This is a genomic window from Actinomycetota bacterium, assembly GCA_036280995.1.
Classification (GTDB): Bacteria; Actinomycetota; CALGFH01; order CALGFH01; family CALGFH01; genus CALGFH01.
The window spans coordinates 1-6,295 of the sequence record DASUPQ010000073.1; the positions used below are offsets into that span (position 1 = coordinate 1).

Here is a 6,295-nt window from a genome sequence, read left to right on the forward strand (position 1 = left end):
ACCGAGATAGAGGCCGACGAGGTGGGCGCCTCCCTCAAGTGGGCCACCGCCAAGGTTGAACGGACCAGCCAGCGTGGCAATGGCGAGCGCTCGAGCGGCCGCGAGCGGCAGGCCGAGCGGGGCAGCGACTTCAACGACGCCCCGCCGACTTATTGAATGGCGGGTAGGAGCCCTGAGGCTGCAGCCGTAGGGTTCCAGGGTGCCGGCCAAGGCCCCGGCGTTCTCTCGTTATGAGACATATGTCCGGATCATTGTTGACGACCTTGCGGCCCCTGACCGGCGTAGAAGCAGTGTTCACCGCTGCGCGGCCGCGCGGAGTGAGTCGGACGAATCGAGAGAACGCCGGGGCCCTGCAAGGGGGTCGGAGGCAAGCCTGTCCACCAGCCCATTCCATGATTAGCGTATAGGTGCTCTGACGTGCTGTTTGGAGCCCGAGGTCGGATTCGAACCGACGGCCTTCCGATTACGAGTCGGTCCCTAACTCTCCGGCTGGACCCGCCCAGACCCGTCCTGGCTGCTCAGGTGCGGGACCGATTCCATCTAGACCCGTCCTATGGTGCCTGGTATCAGCGCCTGGGTTGCCAAAGTGGTTGCCACGTTGAGACTCCTCACCAGAAGCGATGGGCCGCCATCCAGTCCTGTGGTCGTCCGGTTGCCGCTCTGCGGCGAGTGGCGCTCCTGTTGAGCTCTGGCCGTGGTTCGGCGGTAAGGTCCAGGTGAACCGGCAGACTGACTGACGGCCTCGGTGACCCAAATCACATGATCGAACCGCTCCAGCTCCCTGCCCGCGGGTTGGCCTTTGACGCGCTCGCCGCCGGCCCGCCAACCGGTGAGCTGGTCGTGCTGCTCCATGGCTTCCCCCAGACCTGCGCCTGCTGGACCCAGGTGTTGGCCACGCTGGCCGAGGCCGGGTACCGGGCGGTGGCGCCCAACCAGCGCGGCTACTCCCCCACCGCCCGGCCCACCACCATCCAGGCCTACCGGATGCCCGAGCTGGTCGCCGATGTGGTCGCCATCGCCGATCGGCTCGGCGCCGAAACCTTCCACCTGGTCGGCCACGACTGGGGCGGGGTGGTGGCCTGGCGGCTGGCCGGCCAACAGCCCGACCGGGTGGCCACCCTGACCGCCGTCTCGACCCCCACCCGCGGGCGTTTGCCAGAGCGCTGGTTGCTGGCACCCAGGCGTTACGCTCGGCCTACATCCCGGTATTCCGCCTCCCTCGCCTGCCAGAACTGCTATTGGGGGCCCACCGGCAGTGGGGGCTGCGCCGGCTGCTGGCCCAGGACGGGCTGGGGGTCGAGTGGGTCGACACCTACACTCATGCCTTGGCCCAGCCGGGTGCGCTGTCGGCGGCGCTGGCCTGGTACCGGGCGGCCACCCCGTTCAGCCTGCGGGCCCCGCGGGTGGGGGTGCCGACGCTGTATGTTTGGGGCTCGGGTGATCCGGCGCTCGGGCCCAGGGCGGCCGCCACGACCGGGCGGTGGGTGACCGGCGCCTACCGGTTCGAGGTCCTTGCTGGTGCCGGCCACTGGCTCCCCGAGCAGCACGCCGAGGAGCTGGGTCGCCTGCTGCTGGAGCACCTTGGGCGGTGGGAGGCCCAGCCGGCAGATGCGGGAGGGCCGGCCCGCTGACGCCAACACCATCGAGCTCGGGAGTAGACCGCCCAGCCGGGGCCGCCGGCCGGCTGGCCCCGACCGGCGAACCACCTGAACCAGGCAGATGCTGAGGTCCCGGGACCAAGCCATGGTCCCGTCGAGTTCACGACCTCGGCATCCGCTCTGTCCACAGAGGGGACGTTGGGGCGCAATCCGACAGGGGTCGGAACCGGGCGGCGACCCCCCGAAGCCGCCCGGCGCCGCCTCCCCCCCGGACCGACCACGGCTCGCGGCGTGAGGAACCCACCGCCGAGCATGTCGGGAAACCGGAGCCGCCGCTCCCGGTTGCGCCGACCGGACGCTATTCCCAGGCGGCTGCCCTGTCTTGAGTAGTTCACTACTCTATTGGCCGGTCCGATCGGTTGAGGAGGCCTGGGTGGACGTCACGTGGCCGCTGGTGGGGCGCCAGGCCGAGCTCGAGGTGCTGTCCGCCGTCCTTGCGGACACCCGTGCCGGCGGTGTGGTGCTCGTCGGTGAGGCCGGGATCGGCAAGACGAGGATGGCCCGGGAAGCCCTGGCCCGGGCCGAGGCGGCGGGGTGGGGGGTCGAGTGGCTGGCGGCAACCCGGGCGGCCGCTTCGATCCCGTTCGGGGCCGTCTCCCACCTGCTGCCCCCGGCCGAGCGCCTCGGCGACGATCGCCTCGACACCCTCCGCCGGACCGCCGAGCTGCTCGCCGGGCGGTCTCGTGGCCGGCCGCTGCTGCTCGGGGTCGACGACGCTCACCTGCTCGACGACGCCTCGGCCGCACTGGTGCACCAGCTCGCGTTCCGGGGCATCGCCGTGGTGGTCGCCACCGTGCGGACCGGCGAGCCGGCCCCCGACCCGGTGATCGCGCTCTGGAAGGATGGCCTGACCCGCCGCCTGGACCTGTCGGCGCTACCGCCGTCGGCAACCGCCGAGCTGCTCGAGCGGGCCCTCGGCGGGCCAGTCGACGGCGTGACCAAGGAGGAAGTGCTGCGGATCACCGGCGGCAACCCACTGTACCTGCGCGAGCTCGTCCTGGGCGGGCTGGAGAGCGGCGCCCTGCGCCAGGTGGACAAGGTGTGGCGTTGGAGGGGCAAGCTCGCGGACGCGACGCGCCTGGCCGAGCTGGTCCAGGCCCGCCTTTCCACGCTCGACGAGACGGCCAGGGTTGCAGTCGAACTGGTCGCTTGGGGTGAGCCCCTGGGCGTCGGTGTCCTCGAACGGCTGGTTGGCAAGGACGCGGTCCAGGCAGCCGAGGACGGCGGCCTGCTGGTGCTGGAGCGATCGGGCCGCCGCACGCTCGCCCGGCTCGCGCACCCCCTGTATGGCGAGGTGCTGCGGGCTGTCCAACCGCTGAGCCGAGCGCGGGCGGTGGCCGAGCGGCTGGCGGCCGCCTTCGGCGCCGGCGCCCTACGGCGACGGGACGACCTGTTGCGGGTCGGCGCCTGGCAGCTAGAAGCCGGCATGGCCACCAGCCCAGACCTGCTGCTGGAGGCGGCCCGGCAGGCCGCTGGCCGCTTCGACCATGAGCTGACCGAACGCCTGGCCCGTGCCGCGGTCGATGCCGGGGGTGGCCCGACCGCGGTGCGGGTCCTGGCCGAGACCCTCGAGTGGCAGGGCCGACACGCCGAGGCGGTGGCGGTGATGGACGGGGAGCCGCCGGCCCAGGGCGCCGAGCGGGCCCGCTGGGCAAGCATTCGGGCCGGGAACCTGTACTGGGGGCTGGAGCGGACCGCTGAGGCCGAGAAGGTCTTGCAGCAGGCGGCGGTGGGCGAGGAGGGTGGCGAGGAAGCGGTCGCCATGCTGGCCTGGATCCTGCTGTTTGACGGCCGCCTTCCCGAGGCCGTAGCCGTGGCCGGCCGGGTCCTGGATCGGCCGGAGGTTCCCCCGCAGGCGCTGGTGTGGGCCGCGACCGCGGCCGTGCCCGCCCTGGGGTCGCTTGGTCGGCTCGGCGAGGCGCTGGCCGTGGCCGACCGCGGGCTGGCCGTGGCCGAGCTCCACCCGCAGGACCTGCCCTGGGGCGAGACCCAGCTCAACCTGGTCCGCTGCCAGGTGCTGCTCGGCGCCGGGCGGCTCACCGAGGCCAGCGCGATCGCCGACGCCGGGTACCAGGCTGCGGTCGCCGACCGCTCATCGGAGCGGACCGGGGGTTGGGCCGGCTTCCGGGGCCTGGTCGCCAAGGCCGAGGGCCGGGTCGCGACCGCCGAGGCGTGGCTGCGGGAGGCGGTCGCCCTGCTGGATGAGCAGGATCCCTATCGGTTCATGCGCTGGTGTCTGGCCGAACTGGCCAGCGTGGCCGCCTTGGCCGGCGATCAGGAGGCGGCGGTGGGCTGGCTGGAGCGCGCGGACGCCCGCGCCGGAGAGGCCAACCGCTACTTTGATCCCTGGGTGGAGCTGGACAAGGCGTGGGTGGCCGCCGGTGCGGGTGAGCTCACCAGAGCCGTCGCCCTCGCGACCCGGGCGGCGGACATGGCCCGGGCTTCCAAGCAGTTCACCCTCGAGGTGGCCGCCCTGTACGACGTGGCCCGCCTGGGCGCCCCCGCCGCCGTCCGGCAACGGCTGGAGGAGTTGGTTGGCCTGCTGGAGGGTCGGCTGGCGGCGCTGCTGGCCAGCTCGGCGGTCGCGCTGGCCGCCAAGGATGGGGCGGCCCTGGATCGAGTCGGGGCCGCCTTCGAGGACCTGGGGGCCCTCTTGCTGGCAGCCGAGGCAAAGGCAGCGGCAGCCCGGGCTCACCGGGCCGCCGGGCGCGACGCCAGCGCCAACGCCTCCCAGGAGAGGGCCGCAGCCCTGGCCGGTACCTGCCAGGGCGCTCTCACTCCAGGCCTCGGCCCGGCCGTGCCAGTCTCGGTGCTCACGCCCCGAGAGCGGGAGGTGGCCATGCTGGCCGCCGCCCAGGCCTCCAGCCGCGAGATCGCGACCCGGCTCCACCTGTCCGTTCGTACGGTGGATAACTATCTGGGCCGCGTCTACGCCAAGCTCGGCGTCTCCAGTCGGGCGCGGCTGGCTACGCTGCTCGAGGTCAGGGCCTCGCGGTAGGCGAAAAGCATGGACCCGTCCCCGCTGGGCAGGAAGACCCCTGCTAGAGCAGAGGGGCTAGAATCGGTCGATCTGGCGGTCACATCGTAGGAGCCACCACTACGACTGCCGGCAGCTATTGACCGTCGCACCGCGGCCTCGATGAGGAGCCGAACCACAGCAGGGCCGTCGTCTCGATCCGCCTCTCCTCGACCTGAGCCTCAATCCCACCTTGGTAGACGCCGTCAGACAGCTCGACGGCACCAGCGCGAACGGCCCCCGTAGGCCCCCCGCGGGGGCCGTTCGCCTGCGTCACGCCGAGAGGCCAGGTTCATGGCCGGTGCCGGAAGACCCTGTGGGTGCCAGATATTCGGGTCGCATCATGCGACCTGCGCGTACTCATGGATCAGCCCACCGAGGCGATCTCGTCGCACGACCTTCCCAGGCGGCGCCAAGACAACTGGCACGCCGGGCCCAAGTGGCGGCGCCTGCCCCAAGGCGCGATGCGGACGATGGCCGTTGTAGTGATCGGAGTACTTGGCCAGCACCCACCGCAGCTGCCGGCATCCCAGGATCAGCATCCGGTCCAGCACCTCCCGCCGAACCGTGCCGACCCACCGCTCCGCGTACGCATTCGCCCGCGGCGCCCGCACCGGCGTGGTGAGCACCTGGATCGCCTCGGCGACGAAGACAGCGTCGAAGGCGGCGGTGAACTTCGTGTCCCGATCGCGGACCAGAAACTGGAACCGGCCGCCGCCGTCGTTGAGGGCCATGAGCAGATTGCGGGCCTGCTGTGCCACCCAGTCCCCGGCTGGATGCGGTGTGACCCCGAGCACGTGGACGCGGCGGGAGGCGACCTCGATCACGAACAGCACGTACAGCCGCTGCAGGAACACGGTGTCCACGGTGAAGAAGTCCACCGCCAGCACACCCTTGGCCTGGGCGCGGAGGAACTGTCGCCAGGTCAGGGCCGACCGCTTGGGTGCCGGGTCGACACCGGCGCGTTGCAGGATGGCCCAGACGGTGCTGGCCCCGATCCTGTAGCCGAGGCGGCACAGCTCGCCGTGGATGCGGCGGTAGCCCAGGTCGGGTTCTCCCTGGCCAGCCGCAGCACCAGAGCGCGGAGCTCCAGCGCCACGCCTGGACGACCACGCCGGTGTGGGCAGGTCCACCGGCGCCGGACCAAATCTTGATGCCAGCGCAGCAGCGTCTCGGGCCTGACGAACAACCTGTTCCAGCTCGGGCGGGGCAGCATCCGCGAAAGTGCGGCCAGCACCGCGCGGTCGGCCCAGTCCAATCGGGGTCGGGTCACCTGCCGGCGGAGCACCGCAACCTCGTGCCGCAACACCAGCAGTTCCGCGTTGTTGGTCGCTGAGCGCCGTGCCAGCAGCACCAGCCATCCCAGCAGCTGGCAGAAGATCAGATAGAGCAGTCGTAGCGCCATCCCTCGATCATCGGCGTCAGCGCCTCCCTCAGCGAAGTCGCAGCTCAGAGCCTACGACCGACTTTCTGGCACCCACAAGTTTGACGCTTGAGCTTGGCCAGGATCTGGTCGGCGTCCCTGGTCCAGGTGAAGGGACGACAATGCCTCCTCGGATCCGGTCAAGGGCTCATTTGTAAGCTCGCCGACCACCAGCAAGGCATGCCGGCGTCGCGGGTG

At 71.5% G+C, this 6,295-nt stretch carries 1 protein-coding gene and 2 pseudogenes; 2 read left to right on the plus strand and 1 reads right to left on the minus strand.

The window, feature by feature from the left end; translation table 11 throughout:
* Positions 1 to 759: 759 nt before the first annotated feature.
* Both VF468_02060 and VF468_02065 read left to right on the plus strand, forming a co-directional pair.
* A pseudogene (locus tag VF468_02060) lies at positions 760 to 1,631 on the plus strand (alpha/beta fold hydrolase).
* Between the two features lie 400 nt (positions 1,632 to 2,031).
* Positions 2,032 to 4,656, plus strand: coding sequence for an AAA family ATPase (locus VF468_02065; GenBank protein HEX5877103.1), 2,625 nt, complete (start codon positions 2,032 to 2,034; stop codon positions 4,654 to 4,656).
* A 359-nt stretch (positions 4,657 to 5,015) separates the two neighbouring features.
* On the opposite strand, the pseudogene VF468_02070 reads toward VF468_02065, so the two are convergent.
* A pseudogene (locus tag VF468_02070) lies at positions 5,016 to 6,079 on the minus strand (integrase core domain-containing protein).
* Positions 6,080 to 6,295: the final 216 nt, after the last annotated feature.